This is a genomic window from uncultured Megasphaera sp., from assembly GCF_958350005.1.
Classification (GTDB): domain Bacteria; phylum Bacillota; class Negativicutes; order Veillonellales; family Megasphaeraceae; genus Megasphaera.
In genome coordinates, this window is record NZ_CATWFF010000024.1 from 1 (window position 1) to 18,137 (window position 18,137).

At 50.1% G+C, this 18,137-nt stretch carries 13 protein-coding genes; 12 read left to right on the forward strand and 1 reads right to left on the reverse strand.

Features of this window, described 5'->3' with window-relative positions; all coding sequences use genetic code 11:
- Window positions 1–129: 129 nt before the first annotated feature.
- The 6 genes from ppsA to Q3886_RS02700 all read left to right on the forward strand — a co-directional run bounded on the left by ppsA (window position 130) and on the right by Q3886_RS02700 (window position 11,167).
- Entirely contained in the window at window positions 130–2,529 is a 2,400-nt protein-coding gene (gene ppsA / locus Q3886_RS02675; RefSeq protein WP_301859621.1) for a phosphoenolpyruvate synthase, read from the forward strand.
- Between the two features lie 127 nt (window positions 2,530–2,656).
- The gene (locus tag Q3886_RS02680; protein ID WP_301859622.1) at window positions 2,657–3,304 is read left to right on the forward strand and encodes a helix-turn-helix transcriptional regulator; all 648 of its coding nucleotides are present in this window, start codon (window positions 2,657–2,659) and stop codon (window positions 3,302–3,304) included.
- Between the two features lies 1 nt (window position 3,305).
- A complete protein-coding gene (locus Q3886_RS02685) occupies window positions 3,306–4,127 on the forward strand; it encodes a pyruvate, water dikinase regulatory protein (RefSeq protein WP_301859623.1) in 822 nt (273 codons plus the stop codon).
- Between the two features lie 73 nt (window positions 4,128–4,200).
- Window positions 4,201–9,066, forward strand: coding sequence for a phosphohydrolase (locus Q3886_RS02690; RefSeq protein ID WP_301859624.1), 4,866 nt, complete (start codon window positions 4,201–4,203; stop codon window positions 9,064–9,066).
- Window positions 9,066–10,064 (forward strand): lactate dehydrogenase, encoded by a 999-nt coding sequence (locus Q3886_RS02695; protein WP_301859625.1) that lies wholly within the window; start codon window positions 9,066–9,068, stop codon window positions 10,062–10,064. Before Q3886_RS02690 ends, Q3886_RS02695 begins: the two co-directional genes overlap by 1 nt.
- Window positions 10,065–10,078: 14 nt before the next feature.
- Complete coding sequence (locus Q3886_RS02700) at window positions 10,079–11,167, forward strand: flavodoxin family protein (RefSeq protein ID WP_301859626.1); 1,089 nt, start codon at window positions 10,079–10,081, stop codon at window positions 11,165–11,167.
- Between the two features lie 54 nt (window positions 11,168–11,221).
- Here the strand turns inward: Q3886_RS02700 and rpmB are convergent, their stop codons facing one another.
- Window positions 11,222–11,413 (reverse strand): 50S ribosomal protein L28, encoded by a 192-nt coding sequence (gene rpmB, locus Q3886_RS02705; RefSeq protein ID WP_301859627.1) that lies wholly within the window; start codon window positions 11,411–11,413, stop codon window positions 11,222–11,224.
- Between the two features lie 103 nt (window positions 11,414–11,516).
- Here rpmB and recG point away from each other — a divergent pair, with 103 nt between their 5' ends.
- The 6 genes from recG (at window position 11,517) to Q3886_RS02735 (ending at window position 18,047) form a co-directional block, all read left to right on the forward strand.
- Window positions 11,517–13,589, forward strand: a complete 2,073-nt coding sequence (recG, locus tag Q3886_RS02710; RefSeq protein WP_301859633.1) for an ATP-dependent DNA helicase RecG — start codon at window positions 11,517–11,519, stop codon at window positions 13,587–13,589.
- Window positions 13,590–13,653: 64 nt separating this feature from the next.
- Window positions 13,654–14,349 carry a pentapeptide repeat-containing protein gene (locus tag Q3886_RS02715; RefSeq protein WP_301859628.1) on the forward strand — a complete coding sequence of 232 codons (696 nt, stop codon included), beginning with the start codon at window positions 13,654–13,656 and terminating at the stop codon, window positions 14,347–14,349.
- A 167-nt stretch (window positions 14,350–14,516) separates the two neighbouring features.
- Complete coding sequence (gene guaB / locus Q3886_RS02720; RefSeq protein ID WP_301859629.1) at window positions 14,517–15,974, forward strand: IMP dehydrogenase; 1,458 nt, start codon at window positions 14,517–14,519, stop codon at window positions 15,972–15,974.
- A 21-nt stretch (window positions 15,975–15,995) separates the two neighbouring features.
- Window positions 15,996–16,736: a WecB/TagA/CpsF family glycosyltransferase gene (locus Q3886_RS02725; protein WP_301859630.1), complete on the forward strand. Its 741-nt coding sequence runs from the start codon at window positions 15,996–15,998 to the stop codon at window positions 16,734–16,736.
- Window positions 16,737–16,740: 4 nt separating this feature from the next.
- Window positions 16,741–17,379 carry a phosphatidylserine decarboxylase gene (locus tag Q3886_RS02730; RefSeq protein WP_301859631.1) on the forward strand — a complete coding sequence of 213 codons (639 nt, stop codon included), beginning with the start codon at window positions 16,741–16,743 and terminating at the stop codon, window positions 17,377–17,379.
- Complete coding sequence (locus tag Q3886_RS02735; protein ID WP_301859632.1) at window positions 17,376–18,047, forward strand: phosphatidylcholine/phosphatidylserine synthase; 672 nt, start codon at window positions 17,376–17,378, stop codon at window positions 18,045–18,047. Before Q3886_RS02730 ends, Q3886_RS02735 begins: the two co-directional genes overlap by 4 nt.
- Window positions 18,048–18,137 lie beyond the last annotated feature (90 nt).

Below are 18,137 nucleotides of genomic sequence, written 5' to 3' on the forward strand. Positions count from 1 at the left end.
AAAAAGAGTAATCCATTGTAGTAAATAAGGTACAATAAAAAGAAAATGCGTTGACATTTACCTTTAAATAGAGTACTATAAATGCAGATAAATAAATTATCGTGTATGCTGAATGCAGGAGGTATGGGTATGACAAAGGATAGAGAGAAAGCATTTGTATTGTGGTTTGATGAACTGCGCCGCGGTGACGTGGCATTAGTTGGCGGCAAGTCGTCTTCCCTTGGTGAATTGACGTCCCAGACGAGCGTGCCCGTACCATATGGCTTTGCAACGACTGCTGAAGGGTACCGGTATTTTATGAAACAGACCGGCATGGATGTACGGATTAAAGAGTTACTTACAGGGCTGACAGATGTGGAAGATCCTGTGCAGCTTCGCAATGTTACGGCTGAAATCCGCAAGGAAATCTGCGATGCTCAGATGCCGGACGATTTAGCTGATGCCATTCGTAAGAGTTATGCTGAATTAGGAGAAAAAGTAGGGCAGGCCAACCCCTTTGTTGCCGTTCGTTCCAGTGCAACAGCAGAAGATTTGCCTGATGCCAGCTTTGCCGGTCAGCAGGATACGTATTTAAATGTCCAAGGTGCTGACATGGTGATTCAGAAGGTCAAAGAATGTTATGCTTCTACCTTTACAGACCGTGCCACATACTACCGCACGAAAAAGGGCTTCGATCATCTGCAGGTAGCCCTCAGCGCAGCTATACAGATGATGGTATTCTCCAAAGCTGCCGGTGTTATGTTTACGGTAGACCTGGTAACCGGTGATGATTCGACCATTACCATTGAAGGAGCCTGGGGTCTCGGTGAATATGTCGTACAGGGAACGGTTACGCCTGATAATTTCCGCGTCCGGAAAGATGATCTGACCATCCTCAGCAAGATGATTAATACGAAACCGATTAAGCTCGTCCGCAAGCCCGGTGGTGACTGTGAAGAACAGCTCGTTCCGGAAGAAGACCAGAAAAAGCAGGTCATTACAGACGAACAGGTGAAGGAACTGGCAACGTATGCCAAGGCCATTGAAGCCCATTATGGCTGCTATATGGACATGGAATGGGGCGTCGATGAACGGGATAATAAAGTATGGCTCCTCCAGGCCCGTCCGGAAACGGTTTGGTCCAAGAAAAACAAGGAAAAGAAAGAAGCCGCTTCCGAAGCAGCCGCCGTTACGACGGAACGCAATGTTGTCGTCAAAGGTCTTCCTGCCAGCCCGGGCAGTGCTGCCGGCAAGGCTCATGTCATTCTGGATCCGGCAGAAATTGCCGAATTTAAAGACGGTGAAATTCTTGTAACGGCCATGACTGCTCCTGACTGGGTACCGGCTATGAAGAAAGCCAAGGCCATTGTTACCGATGCCGGCGGCATGACGTGCCATGCATCCATTGTCAGCCGTGAACTGGGAATTCCCTGCATTGTCGGCACGAAGAGCCGCAGTGTGGAAGCGACGACGACGATTCAGAACGGCGATGAAATTACGGTTGATGCGACAAACGGCATTGTATATCAGGGAATTGTCGCTGACATTGTCAAGCCGAAAGAAGAAGCTCCAGCCGGTGGAACTGTTACCGTTGCCGCAGAATCTGTTCCCGTTACAGGTACGAAAATCTATATGAACCTGGGAAATCCCGATTTGGCAGAAAAATACGGCAAACTTCCCTGCGACGGCATTGGTCTCATGCGGGAAGAATTTATCTGGACTACCTTTATTCATGAACATCCCCTGTATTTGATTGAAATTGGCCATCCTGAACGGGTAGTCAATCAGTTGGCTGATGGCATCCGCAAAGTATGCCAGGCTCTGGCACCCCGTCCGGTTACGCTGCGGCTGAGCGATTTCAAATCGAGTGAATACCGCAATCTGAAAGGCGGCGACAAGTACGAACCGCAGGAAAGCAGCTCCCTTCTGGGATGGCGCGGCGCTTCGCGGTACTACGATCCCAAATATATTGAAGCTTTTAAGCTGGAACTTCAGGCTGTCCGCAAGGTACGGGAAGAATTTGGCTTCAAAAATCTGAATGTCATGGTGCCGTTCTGCCGCCGTGTCGATGAAATGGAAAAAATCGTTGCCATTATGGCTGCAGAAGGACTGCACCGCGGCCCTGATTTCAAAGTATGGCTTATGGCAGAAATTCCGGCCAATGTTATTCTGGCTGATCAGTTTAACAAGTTCGTCGACGGCTATTCCATCGGCTCCAACGATCTGACCATGCTCGTCATGGGCTGCGACCGCGATAATGAAACGGTATCTCCGCTGTTTGACGAACGGAATCTGGCTGTAAAACGAGCTATTCGTCATCTCATTGAAGTAGCTCATCGCGACGGCAAGACCGTATCTATCTGCGGACAGGCGCCGAGCGTATATCCTGATTTTGCCGAATTCCTCGTCAAGAGCGGTATTGACTCCATTTCGGTTAATCCTGATGCTGTTATTTCAACGCGTAAGCATGTTGCGCAGATTGAACAGCGTATCCTCCTGGATTCGCTGACCGGCAGAGGCCGTGCCGATACGGAAGATTATACCTGGTAGGCAAGTCATTTATAAGGCGGTGCCGGAAGAAAGGATATCCTTTCTTTTGGCTCGCCTTTTTTAGTATGCAATATATGTGAAAATATGATATGATAATACTACAATATACAGGAGGTAGAGACAGCTTATGTTATCGTTATCAGAACGGCAGGAAACGATTTTGCGTATTGTAAAAGAAAGCAGTCCTATTACAGGCCAGCGAATCGCCAATCAGCTTCATGTTACGCGTGCGGCCCTGCGCTCTGATCTAGCGGTGCTTACGATGCTGAAGCTTATTGACGCGCGGCCTAAACTGGGATATTTTTTTATTGGCGATAAGGAAATGGACCTGCTGTCGCAGAAAATCATGGATATCGGCATTGATACCTGCTTGTCTCAGCCCGTTGTTGTCGGTGAGCATACAAGCGTGTACGATGTCATTATTGCCATGTTTACAGAAGATGTAGGTACTGTGTTTGTCGGTACTGACAATATTCTGGCCGGTGTCGTATCGCGCAAGGACCTGCTGAAGACGGCTATGGGCAACAATGACTTGCGGGCTCTGCCGGTCCGGATGGTCATGACGCCGGTCAGCAAGCTGATTTATGCCCAGGTTCATGAAAAGGCACTGGTAGCGGCGCAGCGAATGATCGAATACGAAGTGGACTGCCTGCCTGTGGTGCGCGTTCTGGATACAGACGATGCAGAACGGAAAGATCTGCAGATTGTTGGCAGAATTTCCAAAACCAATATTACCCGCCTGTTTGTAGAGTGCGGGTCCGGGAGGAGAGTATAAGGTGACTAAGCCGATTATTTATGCTTGTTCCGATTCTTTGGGCGATACGGCCGAACGTGTGGCCCGGGCGGCAGCAAGTCAGTATGATAAACAGGAATTTAATATTGTCCGTATCCCCTATATTCGTACGGAACAGCAGATTGAAGAACTGGTAGCAAAGGCCGAAGAAAATCAGGCCATGATTTGTTATACCATTATTTCGCCGGCTTTGCGGCGCCGTCTCCGGGAGCTGACGGATCTGGCCCAGGTAAAGGCCGTCGATATTATTGGCCCCATGCTGGCCGGCGTAGGAACGCTGACCGATACGGAACCGACGACGAAGCCCGGCATGATTCACCAGCTGGACGAATCGTACTTCAAGCGCGTCGAAGCTATTGAATTTGCCGTTAAGTTTGATGACGGGAAAAACCCCATGGGCTTTCTCAAAGCTGACGTAGTCATTGTCGGCGTTTCCCGTACATCCAAGACGCCCCTGTCCATGTATCTGGCTCATAAGCGCGTCAAGGCAGCGAATTTGCCCTTAGTTCCGGAAGTGGCTCTGCCGCCGGAATTATTCCAGGTACCGGCACGCAAAATTGTAGGTCTCGTCATTGATCCGTTTAAACTGAATTTTATTCGGTCTGAACGGCTGCGAAGCATGGGTCTGGATTCTAATGCCAGCTATGCCAATATTGAACGAATAAACGAAGAACTTACGTACGCCCGCAGTGTCATGCGGCGGCTTCATTGCCCGATTATCGACGTGTCGACGAAGGCGATTGAAGAAACAGCTAATCTTGTCATGGAAATCGTTAAGCGCAATAAAGAATTGTATCACGAATAAATGGCATGAAAAAGACGCCATTTTGGCGTCTTTTTTACTATTTACAGGTTATTGTAGTACATAGGAGAAGCGTATGGAAGAGACGACATATGATGTAAGCCTGTTTCTGTGCCAGGCCCTGCAGGATCCGGCTTTTCGCAGTGCTGTCGGCATGGATGCTGTTGAAATGGCCGCATTTATCCGGGATAATCAAATTTGTCAGATGGCGAGAAAGTTAGAATCCTGCAGAGATGCAAAAGGGCGCTTTGATTCCCGTCTCGTTCTGGACATTGCCCGAACCTGCATGCCCTGCCTCAAGACATCTCCGGAAGGCGGCTGGCTGGCACACTGTTACTGCTTCGTGCTGAATCGCATCTTTCCGCGTACAGCGGCGCAGTGGGAAGGCTGGGACGGACAGACTGTGACGCACCAGTTTGATGGAGAATTCCGGCTGGGAAGAATGATGCTGCTGCAGCTGCTGCGCGGGCTGTATGAATATGAACGGGCAGCCCTGCCTTTTGATCCGACGAAAGACTTTGATTTTCTCTGCGACAGTGAGATTACCGCCCAGGGATATACGAGAGAATATCTGCACATGAAGCGGCTCATTCACGATCACTATGTCTACGAATTTATGCGCATTGGCATTGATATTTCTCCGTTCAATACGCTGGGACACGTTGCCGGCGTCCATTACGTGGCCCTGTATGCGGCACGCCAGCTGGCACAGGTCGGCGTACCTGTTGACCTGGCGCTTATTTCCGGCGCAGCGGCCTGTCATGACCTGGGAAAATATGGCTGCAAAAAAAATGAAGAAAAACGGGTCCCCTATTTGCACTACTATTATACCGGCATGAGCTGCCGCCGTGTAGGCCTGTCCGGCATTGCCCATATTGCTGCCAACCATTCCGTATGGGATCTGGAACTTGAAAATCTGTCTGTTGAATCGCTGCTTCTGATTTATGCCGATTTTCGCGTAAAAAGCAGCCGCAATCAGCAGGGAGAGGAAGTCGTTCATTTTTATTCTCTCGCCGAAGCTTTTGACGTTATTTTAGGCAAACTGGATAATGTAGACGACGCCAAGCGGCAGCGATATCAGAAAGTATATGCCAAGCTGGCTGATTTTGAATCGTTTATGCACGAGCGAGGGGTTGTTACGGAACTGCCGCCGCTGTTTGGTCCCAGTCCGCTTCGGCCAGGCAGTCCGGCCCAGCGGGAAATGGTACTGCTGGAAGGGGAAGAAGTGATTGATCAGCTGAAGTATGCCGCTATTGATCACAACATACGGCTCATGAGCATTTTCCGCGATGAAAGTGATTTTGGCAATCTGATCGAAGCTGCCCGGAGTGAGCAGAACTGGAAGAATGTCCGTACGTACATCGGCATTTTTGAAGAATATTCGACATACATGACGGAACATCAGAAAATGATGATCCTGAAATTCCTGTATGAACTCCTGTCCCACAAAGAAGGGGATATTCGCCTGCAGTCGGCGGCGCTCATGGGGCGGATTACGGCTAACTTCAATGATAAATATACGAAAGAACTGCCTCAGGGCGTATCGCTGCCTCATAAGGATATTACCAATTTTTCCCTCTTTGACCAATATGTAGACATGATTATCTATCCGGAACTGCGCTTTACAGAACAGCATAAGCTGTGGATTGGCTATTGTCTGAGCAGTTTCGTCAGCGCCGTACTCCGCAGCTGCCCTGCTGAAGATAAGAGCCGGTATATGATGGTCATGAGCAAGTATTATGAACGGCGTGATTATCCGGAAGAACGGTATATTATCCTCCTCAAGGCACTGGATGATATGAACAAAGATGGAATAACGCCGGAATTTCTGCACCGTGTCCGGCCCTTTATTGAAAAAGCGCTGCAGTCATCACAGTATAATCTGTGTGTAGCCGCCCTGAATACGGCCCGCCATATTTTCCCGGAATATACGAATGCCCAGTACTATCAGGATTTGCTGGCAGTCATGAATCTGCCTGCTGATCGGCAGGCCTTTTCCGAACAGGAAGGGAGTCTGTTCCTGGTCGACTTAAAAATGGGAACCCACTGGAGCGTTAAAGTCGCCAATATCGAACTGATGATGCGGTATATGGATGATCAGTGTGATAAAGGCGATGTCATGCATTTGGGCATGCATTTAACCAATCTCCTCAAAGTAAGTGAAACTGTGTTTGTCCGCCGCGCTGCCGGTGAGGGGCTGCTGGCAATTGCCGATTCCATGACCTATTCCCAGAGAAATGAGCTGGCTGTCGAACTGTTTAATGGTCTGGAAATTGGGGATCCGCAGATTTCCAAGTATGTGCCGGAATTTCTGGGCCGCATGATTTTAAAGCTGCCGCCCCAGGAATTTGATGAAATTATTATTACCATCGCTTCGCAGATCTTGACCGTCAATATTCCTCTGGCGTCGGCGATGGTCCATACAGTCGGCGTCATTCTGGAAAACTTTGCCGAATTTGCCAAAGCTTTCGATGAAGACGAGGCAGTAAATCAGGCCCGCCAGCGCCGCCTGCTGTACATTATGATCAAGGCCTATGCCCATTACGATGCCGAACTGAGCCGCGATGCCTTCCGGGATATTGGCAAATTCCTGTTTCACAGTGATGCCATGTCTATGGCGCAGAAAGAATTTCTCTTTCTTCATTGCTATAAAAAGCTCCTCGTCCTCCTGGATGAAAGCAAGGAAGGCACTCTTGATTTTTACAGCAACGCCGCCGTTCTCAATCATATTTACCGGTATATTGGCCAGCATCAGTTTGACTGCGGCGCCTTTCGGTTTCCGCCGGTCCGCAAAGCCTGTTTTTATCCGGGTACCTTTGATCCTTTCAGTCTGGGGCATAAAGCCGTGGCCTGCAAGATTCGCGATTTAGGCTTCGATGTGTATCTGGCTCTCGACGAATTTTCCTGGTCCAAGCATACGCAGCCGCGGCTCATGCGGCGAAAGATCATGAATATGTCCGTTGCCGATGAAGAAGATATGTATCCCTTCCCCGACGATATTCCCGTTAATATTGCCAATCCCTTCGACATCCGTCATTTGAAGGAAATCTTTTCCGGCAAGGATTTGTACATTGCTGTAGGGACCGATGTTATCGAGAATGCATCAGCCTATAAAGTGGCGCCGCAAAAAGATTCGATTCATACAGTCAATCACATTGCCTTTGAGCGGGAAACGCGGGAGAATGAAGGCCGCGACCATGACGACAGCAGCAGCGGCATTTCGGCCAAGGTCATTCATCTGAAGCTGGATAAATTTTATGAAGACATTAGCTCCACGAGAATTCGGGAAAACATTGACCTCAATCGCGATATATCCAATCTGATCGATGCAGTGGCGCAGAATTTTATTTACGATAATAATATGTATCTTCGCGAACCGGCATATAAGCATGTGCTGGAAGCGCGGGAAATCGGCATCGGAGCGTTTAAGCCGCGGGGAGCGGAAAGCCTCTGGCCCGTCTGCAATACGCTCTGGGATAAAGGATACAATACAGACGTGCTGGACCGGTATATTGAAAAAGACCGGGTGTGGACATTATATATTGATGACGCAGGTCATTCCAAGGCCATGATTGCCTATGCCGCAGTACACCGTATTGGCACGCGGGATTTACTCCGTGAATTTAAGGATTCCACGGTAACGGCCCATATTCGCAATGCTGCCGGCGGCAGCATTGCCTGCATCGGTTTTTTATACGCCGATGATTCCCTGGGCATTGCCAACGTCAGCCAGATCATTATTACAGAAGTGCTGACAGAGCTCATTGCCCGTGATTTTGCCTATGCCGTATACCATCCTGTAGACGAAGCCGGATATGATCCGGAAATTATGCAGGCCCTGGAACGGCAGGGATTCGTCAATATTGCACCGGCAGGCAGCAAGCATCCCATGTATGTCGTCGACATGAAATCGCCTATCGTCATTTTCCGCGATGTAGAAACGACTATTAAGAATCCCTTTAATAAGGATCCCCGTGTACAGCAGGCCATTTATCATGCCCATAACAACTTGCTGGCAGTTCTCAATCGCATCTATCCGGGAAAACTGCTCCTGTCCTTTAATATGAGCGCCGTTCACAATAAGATTATCCACAAGGTTGCAGAAATAAACGGCGTATCTACAGTAGATGACAAGAAAAAACGGCGTGGTCCGTACATGTCCGTTCCCTTCGGCAAGGCTCTGAGCGATGTCCTGGTTCCCAATACGGTGACAAAAAACCTTTATATTGGCAAGTATTTTGATCGCTGCGTCAAGAGTTTTACCATTGCCGAATCCCATCATTTCTCACCAGTTGCCAATCAGGTCAAGACCATTAAATCCTTTAATCGTCCGGTTATTCTCATCGATGATCTGCTTCATAAAGGCCATCGCATGCGCATGCTCACGCCGTATCTGCAGCAGAATGATATTGAAGTAAAGAAAGTTCTCGTCGCCGTCATGACCGGACAGGCCATGGACATGATGGCAGAAAAGAACATCCAGACCGAGTGCGCGTATTTCCTGCCTACCCTGGAAGTGTGGCTGAACGAGCGGGACTGTTATCCTTTTATCGGCGGTGACAGCATTGATAATGCTCATGATTACAGCGGCTATGACAGCAATCCGGCAATCAACCTGGTCCTGCCTTATGTCAGTCCGGGCTTTATCGGTCATGGTGATGAGCAGGCACACTACCTGTATTCCATGACGTGTCTGCAGAATGCGGCGCATATTATGCATGTCCTGCAGGATGTATATCAGGAGACCTATGAAAAGCGGCTGACCTTAAAACGACTGGGCGAAGTCATCAGCTATCCCCGCATACCTGACATTGATATTGGCGTCAAGTTTGATGAAAACCTGGACCCGACGCGGTTTATTGAAAACGATATTGAACGGCTCGTGCGCATGCGTTGGGGCGAACGTGCCTTTGAAGGGCTGGAAAGGACGGAGTTGCCATAATGACAGCGTATTCTATTCATGATTTATGTAGTGAAATCAATGTAACGGAACCGGCAGCCTTATCGTATGTTCCTTTTGGCCGGCGCAGGCAGCGCGTTCATATTCTGGCCCTGGGCGATGTAGGGACAACGATGCTGCTGGGACTGCGCCTTCTTGGGGGCGACGTCATTTCTGAGCTGGGTATTTGTGATATAAATAAGGCTAATGTCAGGCGGCTGGAAATGGAAATGAATCAGATCTGCTATCCTTTTGCCGGTCAGCCAGGCCAGACATCGCCCTTCCTGCCGCCTGTCCGCATTGTAGAGGAAGAACAGCTCTTTCAATGTGATGTATTCATTTTCTGTGCCAGCAAAGGCGTGCCGCCTGTAGGTGCTGACGGCGATGTGCGGATGGCTCAGTTTGAAGCCAACCGTACGCTGGCAGCTTACTTTGCCAGGCTGGCAGGACGTGCTGGATTCAGCGGGCAAGTATGTATCGTATCCGATCCGGTTGATCCGCTGTGCAGCGTATTTCTGCAGGAGTCAGGCCTTCAGCCGTCGCAGATACAGGGCTATGGTCTGGGCGTCATGAACGCCAGAGCCTGTTATTATGCCTCTCTGTATCCGGAAACTTATGGCTGTTATGTGTCGGAAGGACGGGTCTTCGGCCCTCACGGCGAAGATCTGATCGTAGCTGACAGTATCGTGAATTATGGCGATCAACCGTCCCGGGCGCTGACCAAACTCGTCGTCGAAGCCAATCGGGCTGTCCGGAATCTGGGATATAAGCCCTATATTGCCCCGGCCCTGTCATCGGCGGCCCTGTCCATTCTGCTTACGTTGCGCGGTCAGTGGCATTATAGCTCCGTATATTTCGGCGACGGCCATAAGGGCGCATTTTTTGGCTTGAAAAATACAATGACTCATTCCGGAATCGTCTACGAAGATCTGTCTGTATGTTCTGCTTTGTATGAACGGATGCGGCAGGCTTATCTTGCTTTGTGCCAGCTGGCGCAGTGAAAGGGGATGGGGCCATGCTGGTAGTTGTCAAAATAGGCTGGAAGGAAGCCGATACAGCCCGCCTCTCAGCAGTGCTGAAAAAAGCACTGGCTGGGAAGGTATATGAAACGATCTGTACAGCGGCCCAGTTTGCTGATTTTTGCCGCCTTTCTCAACAGGACAAGGAAGGCACAGCCGTTGTGTTCGCCCTGGCCTTGTCAAGGCGGGGAATAACGCGGTCCTATCTGGACATGACTGCCTGCCTTCTGGAATATCCTGACGGGCTGACCGGCTGTGCAGGGGCGGTCATTACCGATGGTCCAGGAGAATTATTTACAAAAAAAATAAGCCGTGAACTGATCTTTCTGGCAAATCAGTCAGGCTGTGCTTTTCCGGGAAAACCCCTTGTCGAAGCGACAGGTTCTCTGTATAATTTTAACACCCAGGCAGCAGTGCAGCGCATTACCCCGTATGAAGCGTATGAAGCCTCTGCGGTCCGGCTCATACAGAAAGTGCAGCACCTTACTGCTTCATTCGGCTCCAAACGGCCTCTTCACCTGCAGGTCCTCCTCCTTCATGCCAGCAGCCGCCAGACCTCGAATACGCTGCTCCTGTGGGAAATGATACGTTCCCGACTGAACGGGAAGGCGGCGATTGAGGAAATATCTCTGCGAAATGGAGAAGTCGTAGATTGCCGGGGCTGCAGTTATGAAGCCTGTCTCCATTTCGGCGAAAAAGGCGAGTGCTTTTATGGCGGCGTCATGGTCGATCAGGTCTATCCGGCCATACAGGCCAGTAATGTCATTGTCCTGGCCTGCCCCAATTATAATGATGCTGTCAGTGCCAATATGACTGCCTTTTTCAATCGCCTTACGGCACTGTTTCGCAAAGACGGCCACACCTTTTCGCACAAGCGCGTCTATGCCCTGGTTGTATCCGGGTACAGCGGCGGCGATATTGTGGCCGAGCAGGTTCTCGACGCCATGAACTGCAATAAAAATTTTATTCTCCCTGAAAAGTTCGCCCTCATTGAGACGGCCAACGCTCCTAACAGCATTCTGCGCTGCAGCGGTATAGCTGACAGGGCGGCGGCCATGGCTGACCGCATCCTTGCCGGATGGTAACAGGGCAATAAAAAAAGATGATTCCAGGAAAGAATCATCTTTTTTTATATAGGATTAAACATCACGCTGGACTTTGCCGGAACGAAGGCAGCGAGTGCAAACGTTAACACGTTTTACTTCGCCATCGACGATAGCACGTACTCTCTGGATATTCGGCTTCCAGGTTCTTTTCGTTTTCAAGTGGGAATGGCTGACGTTCATGCCGCTCATGGTTCCCTTGCCGCAAATTTCGCAATAGTTTGCCATTGGTTACACCTCCTTGGCCAATTACAGTACAACATACAAATCTTATCATAAAAGACGGGGTAAATCAAGTTTTATTTATAAAAAGCCTACAAAATATGATACAATAAATAGAAGAAAAAGACAAGGAGTTTTTGTGATGAGTCCTACACTTCGTCAAATTAAGGGAATTGGGGCAAAAAAAGAGAGTCTGTTTGCCCGCCTGGGGATTCATACCGCAGCAGAACTGCTGCAATATTTTCCCCGGGAGTATGAAGACCGAAGCCATGTTCAGCCTATTGGCAGCGTAGTTCTTTCGGCAGCGGCGCCTGTTCTCGTTTGTGGTACCGTTCAGCATATACAGGAACTGCGTCCCCGGCGGGGCATGACGATTTTGAAAGTCGCCATCAGCGACGGCAGTGGTGCTGTGGAGCTGACCTGGTTTAACCAGCCTTTTAAGAAGAAGCAGTTTTATACCGGCATGACGGTTACAGCCTTTGGCAAGATGGAGTGGGCCTATGGACGGCGGCAGATGAACAGTCCCGATACGGAAGCCGGTGAAGCAGAAGGAAGCGGACTGGTTCCCGTGTATGGACTGACAGAAGGGCTGCGCCAGGCTGATGTGCGAAAAGCCGTGCAGGCATCTTTGGCTGAAGCTGCCTGCCATCCGGATATACTGCCTGGCTGGGAAGGAGCACGGCAGGCCTGTCACTCTCTCCTTCCCAGCTGGCAGGCCTATGAACACATGCATTTTCCGGAATCGCGGGAACAGCAGCAGCAGGCGCGGCGGCAGCTGGCTTTTGAAGAATTATTCGATATGCAGCTGGGATTGCTGCTGCAGCGGCGGCGGGAAAAACGGCAGTTAGGTGTGAAATGCGGCCCTAATGGGGCCCTGTTGCGGCAGTTTATTCATCACCTGCCCTTTTCCCTGACAAAAGGACAGACTCAGGCCTTTCTGGATATACAGGCCGACATGGAAAGTGAACGGCCCATGCGCCGCCTCGTGCAGGGTGATGTAGGCTCCGGGAAAACAGCCGTTGCAGCCATGGCCCTGGCTAAAATCGTAGAAAATGGCTATCAGGGAGCGTTAATGGCGCCGACGGAAATTCTGGCAGTACAGCATTATGAAGAATGTAAGCGCCTCTTTTCCGGACTGCCTGTGACCCTTGCCGTACTGACCGGCAGGACCAGCGCCAAAGAACGGGCAGTGATGCTGTCAGAACTGCAGAACGGAAACATCCAGATCCTTATTGGCACGCATGCCCTCATTCAGGATGACGTCGTCTTTCAGGAGCTGGGACTGGTAGTAACAGATGAACAGCATCGGTTTGGCGTGCGCCAGCGGGCAGCACTGCAGCATAAAGGAAAGTCGCCACACGTCCTGTTTATGACGGCTACGCCTATTCCGCGGACCCTGGCCTTGTCCGTATACGGTGAGCTCGATGTATCCTCTATTCACGACATGCCGCCAGGACGAAAGCCGGTGAAGACCTATGTGGCCAATGAATCGATGCGGAGCCGTATTTACGCATTTATGGAAAAACTCATGGCCCAGGGCAGACAATGCTACGTCGTCTGTCCGCTGGTTGAGGAGTCAGAGACCATGGATTTACAGGCTGCTACTTCGTTATACGAAACGCTGCAGCACTCCGTATTTGCCAGCCGGTCTTGCGGCCTCGTTCACGGCCGGATGGCAGGCAGAGAAAAAGAGGCCGTTATGACGGCGTTCCAGCAGGGGAACATACAGCTGCTAGTTGCAACGAGTGTTATTGAAGTAGGTGTTAACGTACCCAATGCTGCGGTCATGCTGATTGACGGAGCCGAACGGTTTGGTCTGGCTCAGCTTCACCAGCTGCGGGGCCGTGTCGGCCGCGGTACAGAGCAGGCATACTGCATTTTACTGGCTAAAGGCGGCACGGAAGAGACTATGCGCCGGCTGAAATGGATGGAAACTATTTCAGATGGATTTGTCCTGGCAGAAAAGGACTTGCTTCTCCGCGGTGCAGGCCGCCTGTTTGGCTATGCTCAGCATGGCCTGCCGGACCTGAAGGCGGCCGATATTATTCATGATATCGATCTTCTTACAGCTGCGCGGGATCGGGCTGCGGCATACTGGCAGCAGCATCCTGATGAAGAAGCGGTTGTAGCCGTTTTGAAACGCCGCTTTGGCGAACAGTTCAGCCGGCTCCTGAATAACTGATCCCCAGTATGGATGATGATACCCCTGGCAGTACAGATATATTTGCGGAAAGGAGGAGATGTACATGAGCAGGCTTACGGAAGAGGAACGGCGTCGTCTCGCCATGGGTCATACGGAAGGAATGGTGCTGAACAATCGAATGATTGATGATGTTGATTTAACGGGAGCCGTACTCAGGCAGCTGGACTTTTCCTGGAGCGATTTCATTACACTGACGATGGACGGCGCCGATTTGCGCGGCACTGTCCTGACTGATACGCGCTTCGATCACTGCTCGCTGCGCGGAGCAGATCTGCGGAATGCCGATTTACAGGCTGCCAATCTGCGATACTGCGATCTGACCGGCGTCAGGCTGGAAGGGGCCAATCTCTATCATGCCAATCTGGAGTATGCCGTGCTTGACCAGGTCACCAGTGATGAAACAACGCAGTTTTTTGCGCTTCAATGTCCGGCACAGGGAGCCTTTTTGGGGTATAAGAAATGCTGTGATGACCGGCTGGTTCACCTTCTTATTCCGGCGGCGGCGCGGCGTACGTCTGCGACGGCCCGTTCGTGCCGATGCGATATGGCCAAGGTGCTGTACATTGAAAATTTTGACGGAACGATGCGGTATGATGAAGCCTGGTCTTTAGTAGATCCGAAATTTGTCTATCGGCCAGGTCAGTGGGTAAGGGCACTGAATTTTAATGAAGACCGCTGGATGGATTCGACGGGAGGAATTCATTTCTGGCTGACCCTGGAAGAAGCGAAAGCCTACTGACAGAAGACAAACGGCCCGTTTCCGGCCCGTATCGCCGGGGATAAAGAAAATATAAGGAAAGTCTTGATGAAAATATGTACAGATTGCATTATATCCGCTATAATAAGGAATAAGCTGTTTAGGGGGCTCTTCCCTATTCTTGTATTTTTCAAAACAGAGGTGCAAATATGAGATCTGATAAATTTGGTATGAGAGGTTTAACATTTGACGACGTATTGCTGGTACCGGCCAAGTCCGACGTGCTGCCAGCACAAGTAGATGTATCAACCAATCTGACGAAAGATATCAAACTGAATATCCCTATTATGAGCTCCGGTATGGATACGGTTACAGAAGCTCCTATGGCTATCGCTATTGCCCGGGAAGGCGGTATCGGCGTTATTCATAAGAACATGTCCATTGCTGCACAGGCTCGGGAAGTCGATAAGGTAAAGCGCTCTGAACATGGCATTATTATTGATCCGATTTTTCTGCATCCTGACAACTTACTGGCCGATGCGAATGAATTGATGGGGAAATATCGTATTTCCGGCGTACCTATTGTCGTAGACGGCAAATTAGTAGGGATTATTACGAACCGTGACATGCGTTTTGAAGAAGATATGAGCCGTCGTATTGGCGACATTATGACCAAAGAAAATCTGGTTACTGCACCGGTTGGCACGTCTTTGGCTGATGCTAAAAATCTGCTTCGCAAACACCGCATTGAAAAACTGCCCCTCGTTGATAAAGATGGCAACCTGAAAGGCCTTATTACGATTAAAGATATTGAAAAAGCCCATAAATATCCGAACTCGGCAAAAGATTCCAACGGCCGTCTTCTCGTTGCTGCAGCCGTCGGCGTTACTCATAATATGACAGACCGTCTGGATGCACTGGTTGCTGCCAAAGTTGATGTCGTCGTTATCGATACGGCTCACGGCCATTCCATGGGCGTTCTGAATACGCTGAAAGAAATCAAAAAAGCCTATCCTCATCTTCCGGTCATTGCCGGCAACGTAGCTACAGGCGAAGCAACGGAAGCACTGATCGAATGCGGCGTAGACGCAGTTAAAGTTGGTATTGGGCCTGGTTCTATCTGCACGACCCGTATTATTGCCGGCATTGGCGTGCCGCAGATTACAGCTGTATATGAATGTGCAAAAGTGGCACAGCGCTATGGCATTCCTATTATTGCTGACGGCGGCATTAAATACTCCGGTGATATGGCCAAGGCCATTGCTGCCGGCGGCAATGTCGTCATGATGGGTAATTTACTGGCCGGCACAGAAGAAAGCCCGGGCGAAACGATTATTTATCAGGGCCGCAGCTATAAGGAATACCGCGGCATGGGTTCGCTGGCTGCTATGGAAGAAGGCAGTAAGGACCGGTATTTCCAGGAAGATGCAAAGAAACTCGTTCCTGAAGGCATTGAAGGCCGGGTTCCGTATAAAGGCCTGGTAGCAGATACGCTGTTCCAGATGATTGGCGGCCTTCGCGCTTCCATGGGCTACTGCGGCTGCCACAATATCAAGGAAATGATTGAAAATACGCGCTTTATTCAGATTACAAGTGCCGGCCTGCGGGAAAGCCATCCCCATGATATCAGCATTACGAAAGAAGCGCCTAACTACAGCGTGAACTAATATACAAGGCGGGGATATTCATTGATGAGTACGATTGATGTCTTATCTGTCCCCATTTGCAATGTTACCAGAGCGGAAGCGTGCGACTTCGTCTATAAATGTGTTGATGAAGGCCGGGCCGTATCCATTGCCACGGCCAATGCCGAAATGGTGATGCTGGCCCAGAAAGATCGGGAACTGCACCAGTATCTGCTTCAGGCAGATCTGGTCGTTCCCGATGGAGCCGGTGTGCTCTGGGCTGCAGAACAGCAGGGCCGCCGGTTTAAAGAGCGGGTAACGGGTGTTGATTTGGCGTGCAGTCTGCTTCAGGAAGCGGCAGCACGCCAAACCGCTGTATACTTGTTTGGCGGTGCTGAAGGCGTGGCAGCTAAGGCTGCAGAAAACCTGCAGCAGCAAATGGGAACGTTAAATATTGTAGGAACCCATTCGGGATTTTTTTCAGCCGAAGAAGAACCGCAGATTATTGAGCAGATTCGTTCTGGCGGCACCCAGATTTTGCTGGTCGCGTTGGGCGTACCGAAGCAGGAAAAGTGGATTCGCGATCATTTGTATGAACTGGGCCCCTGCGCCTGCATGGGCGTAGGCGGCACCCTCGATGTACTGTCAGGAAATGTATGCCGCGCTCCCAAGTGGATGCAGGAACACCGGCTGGAATGGCTGTATCGGTTGCTCAAAGAACCGACGCGGCTGAAACGAATGATGGCCCTTCCCAAGTTTGTAGCTGCTGTCAAGTGGGGAAACAGACAGAATGATTTGAGGTGATGTCTTGAATAAGCCATTCATAATTGAAGACGGATACCCTTTCATTGCCGTTCCGGCTATACTGGCTGCAGTGGCGGCATATTTTGTCGGACCTTATGCAGCAGTTCCGCCGGCATTGCTGGCATTGTATTTTGCCTATTTCTTCCGCAATCCCCGGCGAACGATTACGGCAGGCGACGACTGCCTCGTGTCACCGGCAGACGGCAAAGTAATGGGGATTGAAGACGTATACGAAGATTTGTATTTGAATAAAAAGTGTAAAAAGATTATTATCTTTTTATCCGTTTTTGACGTTCATGTCAATCGGGCGCCTATGGCAGGGACCATTAATTTTCAGCAATATACGTGCGGCCGGTTCCGTCCGGCTTATAAAGACGGCGTAGGGTATGAAAATGAACGGTATTCTATTGGGATTGAAGGTGCGCAGACTCAGATTCTGGTGACAGTGATTGCCGGTGTCCTGGCGCGGCGCATTGTTTCATGGGTTTCCCTGGGCGATACGCTGCAGCACGGGCAGCTCTACGGAATGATCAAGTTTGGTTCCTGTGCAGAAGTCTACGTCGGGGACGATGTGGAAATTACAGTCCGCAAGGGAGATCGCGTGCGGGGCGGCGAAACTATCATTGGGAGGCTTGTGAAATGAAAAATGTAATACCTTGTCTGTTTACGGCAGGAAATCTGGGGTTTGGCGTACTGAGCATGATTATGACACTGCACGGTATGTACACATGGGCAGGTATCTGTATCTTGCTGGCCATGGCCTGCGATGCCTGTGACGGCCGGGCTGCCCGGGCTCTCGGTGTGGCCGGAGAATTCGGCAAAGAACTGGATTCCCTTTCAGACGTCGTATCGTTTGGGGCAGCCTCTGCCTTTCTGATTTATGCCTATGCGCTGCAGGATCTGGGCTGGATCGGTGTTGTGCCGGCTATTATTTATGCTGCTCTCGGCGGCATTCGCCTGGCCCGGTTTAACCTGAACACTACTGTCGTTCACGGGTATTTTCAGGGCATGCCTATTCCAAATGGCGGCTGCATTATTGCTACCTACGTTATTTCCGGCGCACAGCTTCCCGCCTGGCTTCTGGCTATTTTCGTCATTGCCCTGGGCTATCATCTGGTCAGCAATGTGCACAATCCGGATTTTAAAGGGGCAAGCCCAGATGTCCTTCATAAATCGGCACTGGTTATTTCCCTCGTTTTCGGGGCATTGGTTTTATATTTTGTTGACTGGCATTTGATTATTACCATGCCATTCCTGCTGTATATCGTCTTTGGCCTAGTTAATACGGCAATGAATGCAGCTGCTCACTAATCTTTAGGGAGAGTCGCATATGGAACATTTATTGGATATCATCATGATACCCATGCAGGTCATTATTGTATTTTATACACTGTATTATTT